Here is a 15,339-nt window from a genome sequence, read left to right as displayed (position 1 = left end):
GCGAGGAAAGGGGTTCCGTGTGGCATGATATGGCATCGATCTGCCGTGGAAATCCCGGGGCATTTCGCCTAGATGCGCGCCATGGCCGACGATCCGATCGCCCTCTTCGACCGCTGGCTGGCGGAGGCGGAACAGAGCGAACCCAACGACCCCAACGCGATGGCGCTCGCCACCGCCGACGCCCGCGGGCGCCCGTCCGCCCGCATGGTGCTGCTGAAGGGGCACGACACCGACGGTTTCGTCTTCTACACCAACCAGGGCAGCCGCAAGGCAGAGGAACTCGCCGCCAACGCGCAGGCATCTCTGCTCTTCCACTGGAAGTCGCTGCGGCGGCAGGTGCGCGTGACCGGCGCGGTGAGCCAGGTGAGCGATGCCGAGAGCGACGCCTATTTCGCCTCGCGCGGGCGCGACTCGCAGCTCGGCGCCTGGGCGTCCGACCAGTCGCGCGCGCTCGACTCACGCGCGACGTTCGAGGCGCGGGTCGACGCCGCGCGCGCGCGCTTCGACGGGCAGGACGTGCCGCGACCGCCATTTTGGGGCGGCTACCGCGTCGCGCCCGACGAGATCGAGTTCTGGCAGGATCGCGCGCACCGGCTGCACGAGCGCCGCTTGTTCACCCGCGTCGATGGGGGTGACTGGAGCGAAGGTCTGCTGTTCCCATGACCAGCGAGGAACGCCGTCGCGCCGTGCCGCTGGCGATGCGGGCCGCGCTGGCGAGCGTCGCGATGGCGACCTCGCTGCTGGTGGTGAAGGCCTATGCCGCCTGGCACACCGGCTCGGTCGCGATGCTCGGCAGCCTCGCGGACACCGGGCTCGATCTGCTCGCCAGTGTCGTGACGCTGTATGGGGTGAAGCTCGCCGCCGAGCCGGCCGACCACGATCACCGTTTCGGCCACGGCAAGGCGGAGGCGCTCGCCGCTTTGTTTCAGGTCGTGCTGATCACCGCCTCCGCGATCGGCATCGCGGTGCGCGCGATCCAGCGCTTCTCGGCGCCTGCCGCCAATGAGGGCGCGGGGCTGGGCATCGGCGTCTCGGTGCTGGCGATCCTGGCCACGTTCGTGCTGCTCGCGTATCAGCGCCACGTGATCGGGCGCACCGGCTCGGTGGCGATCCTGGCGGACAACGTCCATTACCAGTCCGACGTGCTGCTCAACGTGGCGGTGATCGCGGCACTGGTGCTGGATCAATATGTCGGCGTCGCGGGCGCGGATCCGGTGTTCGGTATCGCGATCGCGCTGTGGCTCGCCTGGGGTGCGTTCCAGGCGTCGAGCCAGGCGATCGACATGCTGATGGACAAGGAATGGCCCGAGGACCAGCGCGCCGCCTTCATGGAGGTGGCAGCGCGCCAGCCCGGCATACGCGGCATCCACGACTTCCGCACGCGTCGCGCCGGCAGCCACGAGTTCGCGCAGTTCCACATGGAAGTGGACCCGAGCCTCACGGTGCGGGACGCGCACGACATTGTCGAGCGGGTCGAGGTGGCGCTGCGCCAGACCTTCCCGCGCGTCGAGACGCTGATCCATCTCGATCCCGAAGGCCATGTCGATACGGACAATCCGCTGGTGGAGGCCGATGTCATGCCGCACTGGTTCGGCAAGCGAGTAGGCTACTGATGCGCATCCCTTTTGCTCAGATCGACGCGTTCGCCGGAGCAGCCTTCGCGGGCAATCCGGCGGCGGTGATGCCGTTGGCGAGCTGGCCGGCGGACCCGCTGCTCCAGCAGATCGCGGAGGAGAACAACCTGAGCGAGACCGCCTTCCTGGTGCCCGACGCCAGCGGCGAGAGCGATTTCGAGCTGCGCTGGTTCACCCCTGCGGCCGAGGTCGCGCTGTGCGGGCATGCCACGCTGGCGAGCGGGCATTTCGTCCTGTCTTCTGACGCGGACCGCGCCGCGGTGCGCTTCCGCACGCGCCAGGCCGGGGTGCTCGAGGTGGCGCGCGCGGACGGGGCGATCGGCGCCAGCTATGCGATGGCGCTGCCGGCCTGGACGCCCGCGCCGAAGCCGCTGCCGGAGGTGGTCGCCGCACTGGGCGTGGAGGCGATCGAGACGCTGTGGCACGAGAAGGGCTATGCGCTCGTCATCGTCGCGGACGAGGCGGCGGTTCGTGCCGCGGCGCCGGACGGTCGCGCCGTGCGCGCGCTCGGCCCGATCGTCCATATCGTCGCCGCGCGCGGTGAGACCGCCGACGTGGTGAGCCGCGTGTTCACCGACTATTTCGACATTCCCGAGGATCCGGTGACCGGCTCGGCGCACGCAGTGATGGTGCCCTATTGGGCGGAGCGACTCAGTCGCGACACATTCGACGCGTTTCAGGCGAGCGCGCGCGGTGGTCGCGTCGGCTGCACGCTGGCGGGTGACCGCGTGATCCTTCGTGGTGAGTGCGTCACGGTGATCGAGGGTACGTTCCTTCTCCCCTGAGCGCGTTCTATAATAGACGGACAGGTAGCGCCGGCCGTGTCCGGAGACGCTGGGGCGTCGGTGCGGTCGTGTGCGCTCGCCTTTGCGGGTAAGTGACCAGCATCTACTCTCTTGTATTCCGATCTGCGTGGTGTAGATTGCTCCCGACGGTGCATGGCGCCGCCTATTTTGAAGGGGATCGGAGTTGATGAAGAAGATCGTCGCCGGTGTGACCGGGATGGCTCTGGCGCTGGCGCTCGCCGCCTGCGGTTCGAAGACCAGCAACGACACCGCCGCCAACGACACGCTGGCGAACGAGACGGTGCTCAACGAGGAACTGCCGGCTGACGGCAACTTCTCGGCGCTGGGCAACGGTGAGGACGTCGGTGCGCTGCCCGCCAACGCGACCGGTGACAACCTCAGCGCCACCGCGGGCAACACGCTCTGATTCAGGCTTTCGATACCCGGATCAGGGTATCGTCTCAGACCGTCTAGTGCTCCCTAGACCAACCTTCGCCCGGTGCTCTGCGCCGGGCGCTTGTTGTTGGGGCGGGTAAGATCGGGCGCGGCGTGGCGTGCAGGCGGCGAGGGCGCACGTCACAGCCGCACTCCAGCTGACGCGTTATCGCGGAAGCCTTTGGCCGGCACAGCGGCAGTCTCGCTGCAGGAGCTGCTACGCACCTCTCTCGTTATCCCGGCCTGCTCCGCGATCCACCATGCCGCGCACCCCTGTGGGTAGCCATCGCTGACGAGTGTGTCCCGGAGCAGGTCCGGGATGACGGGCGAGAGAGGGACGGGGCTCAAATCATCCCGGATCGCCGAACGGCGCAGGCGAAGCAGCCGGCTCGTGTATCGTGCAACCCGGGCCGCGCGTGCCCGTCAGAGTCAGACCCAGGCAAACGCGCGGCGCAATCGTGCCGCTCCGTCCCGCGCAAAGGGCGCGCCATGCGCCATCACCACCCGCTCGGGCCCGCGCGCGACCAGCGCGCGGATCGACTCACGGGTCGGCTCGCCGCCTAGCCGCAGCGCGGCGCGGAGGTAGAGCGGCGTGGTGCCGGCGGTGCCGCGCGTCGCACGCGTGACCAGCGCGGTCATGGTCGGAAGCCGCGCCGCGTCGAGGTTCTGCACCAGGTCGGTGAGCACGAGCGTTCGCGTCGCGCGATGGAGCAGCCACGTCTCGCGGAACCCGGCGCCGCCCGCCACGATCCCCTGATCAAGCGCATCGCGCCACGCCGCCGGCGCCTCCTCGCCCAGCACCGAATCGATGCGCAGTCCTGCGCGGCGCACCTGGGCGCGCTCCGCGAGCCCCGGTGCCGCCCACAGCGTCGCGCGCGGAAAGGCACGCTGCCAGCGCGGCAGGTAGGTCCAGTGCGCGACATTGGGCGCGACGAGGTGACGGATCGGTCCGAGCCGCTCGAGCTCGGCCGCCAGCGCCGGCGTGTAGGGCGTGGGCGAGTGGAGCAGGAGGCTGCCGTCGCCGAGGCGGATCACCGTCATGCGCACCGGCAGGACCAGCCCGCCCGCGTGGATCGGGCCGCTATCGACCAGCCAGATCCCGTCGGCGAACGGCTTGGGCACATCGAGCGGCGGGTAGCTGGCGGGCGCGGTGCCGGAGCGTCGGCCAGCATAGACGTAGCCGGCGAGCGCGCCGGCCACGGCGAGCGCGGCCAAAGCGGGCGCGGCGGGGTAGGAGCGTCTGGTCATGCGCGATGAACGCCGCTGGCGCCGTGACGTGCCGCATCCCGCCGCATCGCTGGCTCGCCGCACCGGCTGGCGTTCGCGCGCACGCCTTCTATAGCCGCGGTCATGTGGCTCGCCTCGCATCGTGATCAACTCGCCGCGCTCGCCGCGCGCGACCGGCTCCGCACGCTCGCGCCGCGTCGCGGCGTCGACTTTTCGTCGAACGACTATCTCGCGCTCGCCGACGCCCCGGGCCTGCGTGCCGCCGCGCGCGACGCGCTCGAGCGCGGGGTCGGGCTGGGATCGGGCGGATCGCGGCTGCTGCGCGGCAACGATCCCGAGCACGAGGCACTGGAGGAGGAGGGCGCGCGCTTCTTCGGCAGCGAGACGACGTTGTTCTTCGGCAGCGGTTACGCCGCCAACACGGCACTGTTCAGTACTTTGCCCCAGCGCGGCGACCTGGTCGTCTATGACGCGCTGGTCCATGCCAGCGCGCATGACGGGATGCGGCTTGGCCGCGCCGAGACCGAGGCCGCCGCGCACAACGACGCCGCCGCGGTCGAATCGGCGATCGTCGGCTGGCGTGCACGCGGCGGTACCGGCACGCCGTGGATTGCGGTGGAAAGCCTGTACAGCATGGACGGTGACCGCGCGCCGCTCGCCGATCTGCTTGCGATCGCTGCGCGGCACGACGCGATGCTGGTGATCGACGAGGCGCACGCCACCGGCGTGTTCGGCGCGCAGGGGCGCGGGCTCGCCGCCGCCTGGGAGGGGCGCGAGAACGTGATCACGCTCAAGACCTTCGGCAAGGCGCTCGGCTGCGAGGGCGCGCTGGTGTGCGCCGCCGCGGTGGTGCGCGACTTCCTGGTGGCGCGCGCGCGGCCCTTCATCTTCTCCACCGCGCCCGCGCCGCTCGCCGCCGCGGTGGCGCGCGCCGCGCTGCGGATCGTCGCGGATGAGCCCGAGCGGCGCGAGCGGTTGCTCGCGCTGATCGCGCAGGCGGGGGCTCGGCTCGGCCCGTGCGGCGCGTCGGTCACGGGCACGCAGGTAATCCCGCTGATCATCGGCGAAGACCGCCGCGCGCTTGACCTCGCGGCGACGGTGCAGCGCGCCGGCTTCGACGTGCGCGCGATTCGGCCGCCGACCGTGCCGGCGGGCAGCGCGCGGCTCCGCCTGTCGCTGACGCTCCACGTGACCGCGGCGGACGTCGACGGGCTCGCCACGGTGCTCGCCGGGGCGCGGTCATGAGCGCGGTGATCGCGGTGACCGGCACCGACACCGGCGTGGGCAAGACCGTGTTCGCGGCGGCGCTGACGGTCGCGCTCGGCGCCGCTTATTGGAAGCCGGTGCAGGCGGGTCTGGAGGACGGCAGCGACGCCGGGACGGTGGCCGCGCTCGGCGTGCCGCCCGGGCGTATCCTGCCCGAGGCCTATCGCCTGCGCACGCCCTGTTCGCCGCACCGCGCTGCCGAGCTCGACGGCGTGACGATCGATCCGGCGCGACTGGCGCTGCCGCGGGTCGACGGCGATCTGGTGGTGGAGGGCGCGGGCGGCGCGCTGGTGCCGCTGACGCGCGACTGGCTGTTCGCCGACCAGATCGCGCGCTGGGGGTGCCGGACGGTGCTGGTGGCGCGGACCGCGTTGGGCACGATCAACCATAGCCTGCTCTCGATCGAGGCGCTGCGCGCGCGTGGCGTGACGCTGCTCGGGATCGCCTTCGTCGGTGACGCGAACGAGGACAGCGAAGCCACCATCGCGGCGATCGGCGGCGTGCGTCGGCTGGGCCGCCTGCCGCTGCTGCCGCGGCTCGACGCCGCGACGCTGGCGGACGCGTTCGCCGGCGGCTTCGACGTGGCGTCCTTCCGATGAGCAATTCTCCGGTCTGGCACCCGTTCACCCAGCACGGCCTGGGCGAGCCGATCCCGCTGGTCGCGCGCGGCGAGGGCGCCATGCTCCACACCGCGGACGGGCGACGCGTTATCGACGCGATCTCGTCCTGGTGGGTGACGACGCATGGTCACAACCATCCCCGTATCGTCGCCGCGATCCGCGACCAGGCCGAGCGGCTCGACCAGATCATCTTCGCGGGCTGGACCCACGAGCCCGCCGAGGAACTCGCGCGCGGTCTCGTCGCGCTCACGCCTGCGGCGCTGACGCGCGTGTTCTTCTCCGATTCGGGGTCGACCAGCGTCGAGGTCGCGCTGAAGATGGCGCTTGGCTATTGGCACGCGCGCGGCGAGCCGCGGCATCGCATCCTGGTGCTCGAGCACAGCTATCACGGCGACACGATCGGCGCGATGTCGGTCGGCGCGCGCGGCGTCTTCAACCGGCCCTATGCACCGCTGCTGTTCAACGTCGGCACGATCCCCTTTCCCGTCGCAGCGGCGGAGCAGGCAACGCTCGACTCGCTCGAACGCGCCTGTTCGGCGGGGGCGGCGGCGTTCATCGTCGAGCCGCTGGTGCTTGGCGCGGGCGGAATGCTGTTCTACCCGCCCGCGGTGCTGGCCGAGATGCGCGCGATCTGCGCGCGCCACCATGTGCTGTTCATCGCGGACGAGGTGATGACCGGCTGGGGGCGCACCGGCACGCTGCTGGCGTGCGAGCAGGCCGCGGTGGAGCCGGATATCCTGTGCCTGTCGAAGGGGCTGACCGGGGGCGCGGTGCCGCTCGCGGTGACGCTGGCAAGCGAGCCGCTGTTCGAGGCGCATTGGAGCGACGATCGCGCGCGCATGTTCTTCCACTCGTCCAGCTACACCGCCAACCCGATCGCCTGCGCCGCGGCCTGCGCCAATCTCGCGATCTGGCGCGACGAGCCGGTGCGCGAGCGCGTGGCGGCACTGGCGGCGGCACAGGCGGCGCGTGTCGCGGCCCTGGCGACGCTGCCGGGGGTGAGCGGCACGCGCGCGCTCGGCACCATCGCCGCGTTCGAACTGGGGGAGGGAGCGGGCTATCTGTCCGATCGCGCGCCGCGGCTGCTGCGGTTTTTCCGCGAGCGGGACGTGCTGCTGCGCCCGCTTGGCGACACGCTCTACGTGATGCCGCCCTATTGCATCGGCGATGACGACCTCGACCGCGTCTATGCGGTGATAAGCGAGGCGGTCGCGGCGTTCGCCTGACGGGGCGCTTTCGTAGCCCCGCCGTCACCCGGCATTCGTTTCAGGACTCACGGTCCTGCTTGCGCCGCAAAACGAGAGTGCGCGGCACCCGAATCCTGAAACAAGTTCACGAGGACGGCAGGTGGCGACAGAACGCCGAATCAGGCCACCCGCCGCTCGCGGCCGACCGCCACGGTCGCCAGCGCGCCGAGCAGCATCAGCGCGCCCGCGAGCACCAGCACGGCGCGCGCGTCGCCGCGTAGCAGGTTGTGGTAGAACAGCGGGATCGACAGGCTCTCGATCATCATCGGTATGACGATGAACATGTTGAAGATGCCCATGTACACGCCGTTGCGCGCGGGCGGGATCATGTCGGTGAGCATGACATAGGGATTGCCCATCATCCCGGCCCAGCCGATGCCGATGCCGATCATCGCCACGAACAGCCACGCCGGCTCGCCGATGGCGGGGATCGCCAGCATCGCCGCGCCCGAGGCGGCGAGGCAGCAGGCGTGGACTCGCCTGGCGCCATGGCGTCGGGTCAGCGACACCAGCGCGAGCGCAGCGACGAAGGCGACCGCGTTGTAGAAGGCGCCGAGCTGCCCGACCGTCAGCGCGGTGTCGCGGAACGCCTGGCTGGTCGCGTCGGCGGTGCCGTGCAGCGAGCGCGCCAGCGCGAAGGTGATGAACTGCCAGTAGGCGAACATCGCATACCATTGGCACAGCATCGCCAGCGCGAGCTGTCGCATCGGCCGCGGCATCTCGCGCAACGCCATCCGCAGGTCGGCGAGCGCGCCGCGCAGCGTGAGCGGCGCGGCGGCGAGGCGCGCGCGTTCCTCGTGGGCGAGCGGCAGTTCGGGCACGCGCCAGACCGACCAGAGGATCGTCGAGAGCGACAGCACCGCGCCGATCACGAACGCCAGCCGCGTGATGTCGGGGATGCCGTTGGCGTCCACCGCATCCTTGTCGAGCCCGACCCACACCAGCAGGCTCGGCGCGAGATAGGAGAGTGTCTGCGCCAGCCCGGTGAAGGCGGATTGCGTCAGGAAGCCCGTGGCGCGCTGGTCGGGCGCGAGGCGGTCGCCGACATAGGCGCGATATGGCTCCATCGTGACGTTGTTGGCGGCGTCGAGGACCCACAACAGGCTCGCCGCCATCCACAGCGCGCGGCTGTACGGCATCGCGAACAGGCAGAGGCTGCACAGCACCGCGCCGACGAGGAAATAGGGTGTCCGGCGACCGAGGCGCGTGTCGGTGCGGTCGCTCATCGCGCCGATCAGCGGCTGGACGAGCAGCCCGGTGACCGGACCGGCGAGCCACAGCAGCGGCAGCGTCGCTTCATCGGCGCCGAGATAGCCGTAGATCGGGGCCATATTGGCCTGCTGCAGGCCAAAGGAGAATTGCAGCCCCAGGAAGCCGAGGTTCATCTCGACGATCCGCGCCAGCGAGAGGCGGGGGCGGGTCATCGCCTTGAGGTCAGGACGGGGCTGCCGTTCCTCCTCCACTTGACGGGCTCCGCCGCGCAACTTCCGGAACGCTCTTCACCTTCCGTCATCCCGGACTTGTTCCGGAATTCACTCTTCCGCGAGAGCGACGCTCGACGAGTGCGCGGCACGGTGGATCCCGGACCAGGTCCGGCATGATGGAAGAGTTTGGCAGATGGCGACCTATCTCTCCGCCGCCTCATCCCTCGTCCTCCAGCCAGATGACGCCCCAGCCCGGCGCGGTGTCACAGCCTTCGCCGGTCAGCCGGTCGCGTCCCGCTTCGGGCAGCGTTACGGGCGCGGCGCCGAAGTTGAGGAACACGCGGTCGCTGCCGCACCTCACGCCGAGCAGCGCGGGCGCCTCGGTCTCTACGAGCGCCGGCGCGCCTGCGCCACCGCTCGCCACGCGCGCGGCGCGCAGCGCGCGCAGATCGCCGCTGATGCGCCGCGCGTCGGCACCCTCGCGCGCGTCCCAGTTCAGCTCGGGACGATGCAGCCAGCGGCCCTCGTGCGCACGCTCCGGATCGTCGCGATAAGCGTAGTCGTTGAGCTGGCCGAGCTCATCGCCCATGTAGGTCGTCGCCAGCCCGCCGCTCGCGATCGCCAGCGCGTTGACCAGCGCGATGCGACGATAAGCGGCCTCGCGCTCGGCCGCTTCGCGCGCCGCCTCGAGCCCGGCGAGCGACGCCAGCGTGCCGTTGCTGCCGTGAAGCGTGGCGCCGTCGCTCTGGAACGGCGCGCCGCGCGCCCAGCCACCGTCCGCGCCCTCGATGAAGCGCGCCGCCGCGGTGAGCCGGCGCTCGGGCGCGGGGTCGATCGCGCGCAGGTCGCCGAGCACCGAGCCCCAGCCGATATCGTCGTGGCAGCGTGCGTAGCTCAGCCAGTTGGCGCCGCGCGGCAGCCCGCCGCTCGCCGCGACGATCGCGCGCGGCAGCGCCGCCGATTGCTCCGCCAGCGCGACCCAGCCCGCCACCATCAGCGAATTGTTGTACACCAGATGGCATTCGGGCTCGAAACCGTCACCTTCATCGCGGCCGAAATAGGGCGGAACGAAGGCGGTGGGGACGATCGCCTCGGCCTTGAGCAAGGTGGCGGGCGCGGCGATGTCGAGCGCGGCGCGCAGCGCGCGGACGATGTAATGCGTCTCGGGCAGGTTGCGGCAGTCGCTGCCGGGCTGCTTCCACAGGAAGGCGATGCTGTCGAGCCGGAACGCCTCGACGCCGCGGTTGGCGAGCCGCAGCGCGACGTCAAGGATCGCCAGGAAGACGTGCGGGTTGCGCCAGTTGAGATCCCATTGGAAGGGATAGAAGGTGGTCCAGACGTGCCCGCCCATCGCGGGAACATCCGTGAAATTGCCCGGCGCGGTGGCGGGGAACACCTGCGGCAGCGTGTCCTCGCGGGCGCGCGCCTCGGCCTCGTCGAGCACGATGTAAAAGTCGCGGTAGAACGGGTCGCCGGCGCGCGCCGCTGCGGCCCAGTGATGGTCGTCCGCGGTGTGATTGAGCGCGAGGTCGACGCACAGGCTGATCCGTGCCGCACGCAGCCGCGCGGTGAGCGCCTCGAGATCGTCGTTCGTGCCGAGCCGCGGCTCGACCGCGAGGTAATCCGCCACCGCAAAGCCGCCGTCGCTGTCGCCCGCGCGCGCCTTCAGCAGCGCGAGCAGGTGAAGGTAGCGCACGCCGAGCGACTCGAGATGGTCGACGCGATCGGCCAGACCCGCGACCGTGCCGGCGTAGCGGTCGACATAGGTGGAATAGCCCAGCATGTCGGGGCGGACGAACCAGTCCGGATCGTCGAGCCGCGCCGCGTCGAGCGCGCGCAGCGCCTCGGGCCGCTCGGCGTGGCGCTCGCGCAATAGCGTCTCGGTCGCGGCCCACAGCGCGTCAGTGTCAGCCTGCGTGCCGTAGAGCCGGTCGAGCTGCCGCCGCAGCCGCGGCGCAATCGCGGCGAGCCGCTCCTCCATCGTCATCCTTCCTGTCACATCGCGCACCATAGACCCGCCTAACGTCGTCGCCACGCCCGCGCGCGTCAGAAATCGAAGCGAACTGAAGCGGCGATGGTGCGCCCGTTGATCGAGCGCGCGCGCACGAGCCCGTTCGCGGGGATGCTGGCGTCCTCCGCCTCGGTGATGCCCCTCACGTCGAAGATGTTGTTGGCGTTGAGGTTGAAGCTGACGTTCTCGGCCGCGCGCACCAGCAGGAAGCCGTTGACCTGCGTATAGGCGGGCATCTTCAGGTCATTGACCGGCTGGGTATAGCTTGAGGTGGTGCCGATCACGTTGGCGCCGATGCTCACCCGCCCAAAGTCGAGCTGCGGCGTCGCCTGGTAGACGAACGCGGCCTGGCGCTGCGGGCGGTTGCCGTCGAGCGTCGCGTCGGTGGCGTCGCGCTTGATCTTGGCGTCGGTATAGGTGCCCGCCGCGGTCAGCGAGAAGGGGCCGGCGCGAAAACGGCCTTCCAGCTCGACGCCGGTCGCCTCGTAATCGCGGCTGGTGAACTGTTGCTGCGACAGCAGGTAATTGGTCTCCTGCGTGCGCGCGTTGAACACGGTGGCGTAGAGCGCCAGCGGTCCGGTGGAGAACTTCAACCCGCCCTCGGCCTGCTTGACGAAGTCGTACGGCTTGGCGCCGGCGACCAGCCCGCCCGTGGTGGTGTCGATCAGCGGGCCGAACAGCAGCCGGTCGGCGTTGACGCGACCGCCGCGGCTGTAGCGCGCGAACGCCGCGAGCGTGTCGCTGAGCCGGTAGTTGATGCCGGCCGAGTAGGAGAGATAGCTGTAGGTATAGTCGACCGGCGTGCGGTTGGCGGGGATGAACGCCACCGCCTGCTCGGCCGAGGAGAGGAAGCCGTTGCCGTCGATGTCCTGCCCGCGCGTGGTGGTCGCGCCGGGCAGGTCGCCGGCGATGCTGCCTTTGGCGCTGCCGAAGTCATAGCGCAGCGAGCCGTCGACGTTGAGCCGGCCGAGCTCGACACCGAGCTGCGCGAACGGCGCGTTGGTGGTGTAGCGCATGTCGTAGCTGCGGCGGCAGCAATTGCCGAAGAAGGACGCGGAGTAGAGCGTGCCCCCTCCGGTGCGCGCCACGCCGGTCGAGTCGCGCACGTCGACCAGCACCGATCGGCCGTCGCCCTGCACGGTCTGGTAGAAGCTGGTCCACAGCCAGTCGGTGACGATGTCCTGGCGCGAGTTGTAGATGCCCGCCGCCAGCGTCACCGCGCCGCCGCCGAGATCGACCTTGCCGTTGACGCGCAGGTCGTTGGTGATGTTGTTGAGGCTCTTCAGGTCGACGTCGAACAGCACCACGCTGGCGAGCAGGCCATTGCCGCCGAGCGTCGACGGGCTGGCGATGCGCTGCCCGGAGAGCGGCCCGCTCGCGTAATAGAGCTGCGCGCTCGGCCCGGCGAGCGCCTCGGCCGCGGTCTGCGCGTCGCCGACGGCGGCGGGGAAGGGCGAGACGAAGTCGCCCGAGATATCGGAGTAGCGGAACCGCTCGGTGACGTTCCACCCGTCCGCGATCGCGAACTGGCCCTCGAACCCGACGGACTTGACGTCGGGGTGCATGCCGTCGCCGATGTTGCGGCGCACGGGATTGTTGCCGCCGTCGAGCGTCAGCACCGAGCCGATGTAGCGGCTGTGCAGCGTGTTCTGGTTGATCGAGAAGCCGGGCACGTTGCTGTAGCTCGGATTCTCGCCGCTGCCGCTCACGCGCACCGGATTGGGCAGATAGGCGATGCTGCGATCGTCGAGATACTTGCCGTACAGCCGGATGTAGCCGCCGTCGAACTCGCGCGTGATGTTGGCCTTGATCTGACCGCCGCGCATCGCGTTATAGCCGACGTCGCGCGGGCCGTCGCCGAGGCGATAGAAGCCGCTCAGCTCGTAGCGCGTGTTGGCGTCAATCCGGCCGCCATAGACGAAGTCGGCGCGATACTCGCGATAGTCGAGCCCGGACGAGAGCTGGAACGAGCCGCCCTCCTGCTCGCCCGTCTTGGAGATGAAGTTGATGATGCCGCCGGGCGAGTTGCTGGCGAAGGTGGAGGCGGAGCCACCGCGCACCGACTCGATGCGCGCGAGCGACAGGTCGTTGCGGAGGAAAATGTCGGCGTTGCCAAAGAGGATGTCGCCGAACTCGAGGACGGGCAGGCCGTCTTCCTGAAGCTGGAGGAACTTGGAGCCGCCCGAGGCGACCGGCAGCCCGCGCACCGCGATATTGGCGTTGCCCTCGCCGCCCGACGCCTCGACGCGCACGCCGGGGAGATTGCGCAGGATCTCGGCGGTGTTGCGGGGCGGGATCTTGCTGGTGAGGTCGGCGTCGAGCGAGCTGACCGACACCGAGGTGTCGAGCCGGTTGCGCCCCTGCGCGACGCCGGTGACGACGATGTCCTCCGCGGGCGCCGGCGTGTCGATGGTGTGGTCCGCCGACGTCTCGGCCACGGGAGCGGCGGTTTGCGCCTGGGCGGCGGCGGCCAGCAACAGCGCCGGCACCCCGGCGAGCAGGCGATAACGTGCGATCATTCTATCCTCCCCGGCGGTGATCAGTCGTCTTCGCGACTAGTCGAGGGGCTGATGCACGCTACTGCAATCGATTGCAAGACAACTTTGCAAACGATTGCAAAAAGAGCCCGTGAGGGACCCTCGCGGTCCGTTAACACTCCTGTTAGTGCCTTTGCAGTCGCACCGGCGCGCCACTCACGTCGAGGCGCGCACCACAAGCTCGGGCGTGATCACCGCGGACTCCGCCGCCTGGCCGGCGACACGCGCGAGCAGCCGCTCCACCATCAGCGCCGCGCCGCGCGCGAGGTCCTGACGGATTGTCGTCAAAGGCGGAGAGGTATGCGTGGCGAGCGTCACGTCATCATAGCCGATCACCGCCACCGCACCGGGCACGTCCAACCCCGCCTCGCTCACCGCGCGCAGCACGCTCATCGCGGCCACGTCGGAGGCGGCGAAGATCGCGTCCGGCAGTGTGCCGACCGCGAGCCGGGTGCGCATCGCGGCATGGACGCGGTCCGGGTCCATCCCGGTGGCGAGCACCTCGGCGCGGCAGCCCGCCGCCTGCGCCGCCGCGGCGAAGCCGTCGAGACGGTCGGCGAACTCGGGCGGCATCGGATCGCCGACGAACAGCAGGCGGCGGCGCCCGCGCGCGAGCAGATGCTCCGCCGCGAGCCGACCGCCCGCGCGATTGTCCGAGCCGATGGCGAGATGGCGCTGTCCCGGGCGGTGCACCCCCCAGGCAACCAGGGCGCCATAGCGCGCCGCGACGCGCTCGATCGTGTCATATTGGTCCGACTGGCCGATCAGCAGCAGGCCGTCGATCCGTCCGGCGTCCACCAGCCGGTCGAGCCAGTCGCCGTTTTCCGGCAGCACGCGCGACAGCAGCACGTCGTAGCCGTGATCGACCAGCAGGTCGGCGAGATAGCCCAGCAGCGAAAGGAAGAACGGATCGGTGAGGTGCTGCGTGCGTGCATGGCCGAGCGGCATCGCCAGCCCGATCGCGCCGGTGCTGCGTAGCCGCAGGTTGCGCGCCAGCTGGTTGGGGCGGACGTCGTGCTCGCGCGCCAACGCCTGGATGCGCGCCTGCGTCGCCTTGCTGACCGACGGGTGACCGGAGAGCGCGCGCGACACGGTTGCGGTCGACACGCCCGCCAGCGCGGCCAGGTCCGCCAGCTTCGTCGGCTTCGACAACAACCCAGCCCCCCACGAACAATCACCGTCATCTAGCCTCCGCATGGTTGCCCCTGCAACCATGGAGACGCTCACGCGGCAGGATCGGCCGAGCGGGTCCGTGCTCGGCGACGTTGATCAGCCGCGCTTGGCTGATGCGTGAGGTCTCCCGCCGTACCAACGACTTGCGCGGATATCGTGAGGCTAGCCCGATCAGCGCCGGTGGGCCGGACTGTAAAGGGTGGGGGCGACGCTGTGCGCGTACCAGGATCGGGCGCGCAGCGACGCCGCCGGCACCGGCATTGAACAGTCCGTGTTGGCGAGACCGCGTCAGCTCCCGAGCGAGCGTCGCGAGCGGCGTACCGGTCCTTCGGTCCAGCGCCGGCCAGTGGCCGCACGGCGCCGACGTGACCGCCAATCGGTGGCGCCGTCGCGCTGCAAAGCGTCGGTCTGCGCCGAGGCGCAAACGTTTGCTTGCGATACGCGAGATTCGGCGTACTCTGTCCTCGAAAAGATGAGGAGAGAGCGATGCTGTCGAACGAGCGCGCTGGTGACGAGAGCATCGTCATCCTTCAGACTTTGCTATGCCTGATGCGCGAGAAGAACCTGCTGACGCGCGCTGACATCGAGGATCTGTGCGAGCGGGTTTCGGCGCGCGCGGCGCAGGCCGAACGCGATCCGATGCCGTGCTGCTCCGAGGCTGCCACCGCCGCCGCGCACGAAATGGAGCGGATCGGCAGCTACATCGGCCAGCGCTATGGCGGGAAGCACCGGCGGCTGTGAGAGCGGGCCGTCACCGCGCGCAAAAGCCGCGCTGGTGCTGGACCGACGAGCTGCCGCTGCTCGATCTCGCAGGGTTTCATGCGTCTCGTCTGAGCCGCCAGCGCGCTCCGGCGTAGGCCGAACGCCAGAGCCACCAAACGTCACCATCTAGCCTCTGGTCTCCCGCATGCGCGCCCAGCACGGTTCCGCTTGGGCGAAACAGGCTTTCTCCTCATCCTGAACTCGCGTCAGGCGGCACC

13 protein-coding genes are annotated in these 15,339 nt (G+C 70.2%); 8 read left to right on the top strand and 5 right to left on the bottom strand.

What is annotated here, in order from left to right; genetic code table 11:
* The first annotated feature begins 81 nt into the window (after nt 1-81).
* From pdxH to ACMGDM_RS03515, 4 genes are all read left to right on the top strand, one after another.
* Complete coding sequence (gene pdxH / locus ACMGDM_RS03530; RefSeq protein WP_436802732.1) at nt 82-663, top strand: pyridoxamine 5'-phosphate oxidase; 582 nt, start codon at nt 82-84, stop codon at nt 661-663.
* Nucleotides 660-1,613, top strand: a complete 954-nt coding sequence (locus tag ACMGDM_RS03525; RefSeq protein ID WP_436802731.1) for a cation diffusion facilitator family transporter — start codon at nt 660-662, stop codon at nt 1,611-1,613. Before pdxH ends, ACMGDM_RS03525 begins: the two co-directional genes overlap by 4 nt.
* On the top strand, nt 1,613-2,419 hold the full coding sequence (locus ACMGDM_RS03520) for a PhzF family phenazine biosynthesis protein (protein ID WP_436802730.1): 807 nt from the start codon (nt 1,613-1,615) through the stop codon (nt 2,417-2,419). Before ACMGDM_RS03525 ends, ACMGDM_RS03520 begins: the two co-directional genes overlap by 1 nt.
* Nucleotides 2,420-2,606: 187 nt before the next feature.
* Complete coding sequence (locus ACMGDM_RS03515; protein ID WP_436802729.1) at nt 2,607-2,846, top strand: hypothetical protein; 240 nt, start codon at nt 2,607-2,609, stop codon at nt 2,844-2,846.
* A 437-nt stretch (nt 2,847-3,283) separates the two neighbouring features.
* On the opposite strand, the gene ACMGDM_RS03510 is transcribed toward ACMGDM_RS03515, so the two are convergent.
* Nucleotides 3,284-4,102, bottom strand: a complete 819-nt coding sequence (locus ACMGDM_RS03510) for a DUF4336 domain-containing protein (protein ID WP_436802728.1) — start codon at nt 4,100-4,102, stop codon at nt 3,284-3,286.
* 102 nt (nt 4,103-4,204) lie between these two features.
* On the opposite strand from ACMGDM_RS03510, the gene ACMGDM_RS03505 reads away from it, so the two are divergent.
* Genes ACMGDM_RS03505 through ACMGDM_RS03495 form a run of 3 tightly spaced genes read left to right on the top strand, consistent with a single transcriptional unit; the run spans nt 4,205 to nt 7,193 of the window.
* Nucleotides 4,205-5,326, top strand: coding sequence for an 8-amino-7-oxononanoate synthase (locus tag ACMGDM_RS03505; protein ID WP_436802727.1), 1,122 nt, complete (start codon nt 4,205-4,207; stop codon nt 5,324-5,326).
* Complete coding sequence (bioD, locus tag ACMGDM_RS03500) at nt 5,323-5,946, top strand: dethiobiotin synthase (RefSeq protein ID WP_436802726.1); 624 nt, start codon at nt 5,323-5,325, stop codon at nt 5,944-5,946. Before ACMGDM_RS03505 ends, bioD begins: the two co-directional genes overlap by 4 nt.
* Nucleotides 5,943-7,193: an adenosylmethionine--8-amino-7-oxononanoate transaminase gene (locus ACMGDM_RS03495; protein ID WP_436802725.1), complete on the top strand. Its 1,251-nt coding sequence runs from the start codon at nt 5,943-5,945 to the stop codon at nt 7,191-7,193. The genes bioD and ACMGDM_RS03495 overlap by 4 nt, the downstream gene beginning before the upstream one ends.
* Nucleotides 7,194-7,333: 140 nt before the next feature.
* On the opposite strand, the gene ACMGDM_RS03490 is transcribed toward ACMGDM_RS03495, so the two are convergent.
* From ACMGDM_RS03490 to ACMGDM_RS03475, 4 genes are all read right to left on the bottom strand, one after another.
* Nucleotides 7,334-8,638 carry an MFS transporter gene (locus ACMGDM_RS03490; RefSeq protein WP_436802724.1) on the bottom strand — a complete coding sequence of 435 codons (1,305 nt, stop codon included), beginning with the start codon at nt 8,636-8,638 and terminating at the stop codon, nt 7,334-7,336.
* A 217-nt stretch (nt 8,639-8,855) separates the two neighbouring features.
* On the bottom strand, nt 8,856-10,625 hold the full coding sequence (locus tag ACMGDM_RS03485) for an alpha-amylase family glycosyl hydrolase (protein WP_436802723.1): 1,770 nt from the start codon (nt 10,623-10,625) through the stop codon (nt 8,856-8,858).
* Between the two features lie 59 nt (nt 10,626-10,684).
* Entirely contained in the window at nt 10,685-13,168 is a 2,484-nt protein-coding gene (locus tag ACMGDM_RS03480; protein WP_436802722.1) for a TonB-dependent receptor domain-containing protein, read from the bottom strand.
* A gap of 174 nt (nt 13,169-13,342) precedes the next feature.
* Complete coding sequence (locus ACMGDM_RS03475) at nt 13,343-14,338, bottom strand: LacI family DNA-binding transcriptional regulator (RefSeq protein ID WP_436802721.1); 996 nt, start codon at nt 14,336-14,338, stop codon at nt 13,343-13,345.
* A 507-nt stretch (nt 14,339-14,845) separates the two neighbouring features.
* On the opposite strand from ACMGDM_RS03475, the gene ACMGDM_RS03470 reads away from it, so the two are divergent.
* Nucleotides 14,846-15,100 (top strand): hypothetical protein, encoded by a 255-nt coding sequence (locus tag ACMGDM_RS03470; RefSeq protein ID WP_436802720.1) that lies wholly within the window; start codon nt 14,846-14,848, stop codon nt 15,098-15,100.
* Nucleotides 15,101-15,339: the final 239 nt, after the last annotated feature.

It is taken from the genome of Sphingomonas larreae, from assembly GCF_051400595.1.
GTDB lineage: Bacteria > Pseudomonadota > Alphaproteobacteria > Sphingomonadales > Sphingomonadaceae > Sphingomonas.
Note: the sequence above shows the minus strand (reverse complement) of the source record. Positions and strands in the feature narration are given on the sequence as shown.

Coding starts and splice junctions, on each gene's coding strand:
- pdxH (WP_436802732.1), top strand. CDS start 82: ATGGCCGACGATCCGATCGCCCTCTTCGACCGCTGGCTGGCGGAGGCG.
- ACMGDM_RS03525 (WP_436802731.1), top strand. CDS start 660: ATGACCAGCGAGGAACGCCGTCGCGCCGTGCCGCTGGCGATGCGGGCC.
- ACMGDM_RS03520 (WP_436802730.1), top strand. CDS start 1,613: ATGCGCATCCCTTTTGCTCAGATCGACGCGTTCGCCGGAGCAGCCTTC.
- ACMGDM_RS03515 (WP_436802729.1), top strand. CDS start 2,607: ATGAAGAAGATCGTCGCCGGTGTGACCGGGATGGCTCTGGCGCTGGCG.
- ACMGDM_RS03510 (WP_436802728.1), bottom strand. CDS start 4,102: ATGACCAGACGCTCCTACCCCGCCGCGCCCGCTTTGGCCGCGCTCGCC.
- ACMGDM_RS03505 (WP_436802727.1), top strand. CDS start 4,205: ATGTGGCTCGCCTCGCATCGTGATCAACTCGCCGCGCTCGCCGCGCGC.
- bioD (WP_436802726.1), top strand. CDS start 5,323: ATGAGCGCGGTGATCGCGGTGACCGGCACCGACACCGGCGTGGGCAAG.
- ACMGDM_RS03495 (WP_436802725.1), top strand. CDS start 5,943: ATGAGCAATTCTCCGGTCTGGCACCCGTTCACCCAGCACGGCCTGGGC.
- ACMGDM_RS03490 (WP_436802724.1), bottom strand. CDS start 8,638: ATGACCCGCCCCCGCCTCTCGCTGGCGCGGATCGTCGAGATGAACCTC.
- ACMGDM_RS03485 (WP_436802723.1), bottom strand. CDS start 10,625: ATGACGATGGAGGAGCGGCTCGCCGCGATTGCGCCGCGGCTGCGGCGG.
- ACMGDM_RS03480 (WP_436802722.1), bottom strand. CDS start 13,168: ATGATCGCACGTTATCGCCTGCTCGCCGGGGTGCCGGCGCTGTTGCTG.
- ACMGDM_RS03470 (WP_436802720.1), top strand. CDS start 14,846: ATGCTGTCGAACGAGCGCGCTGGTGACGAGAGCATCGTCATCCTTCAG.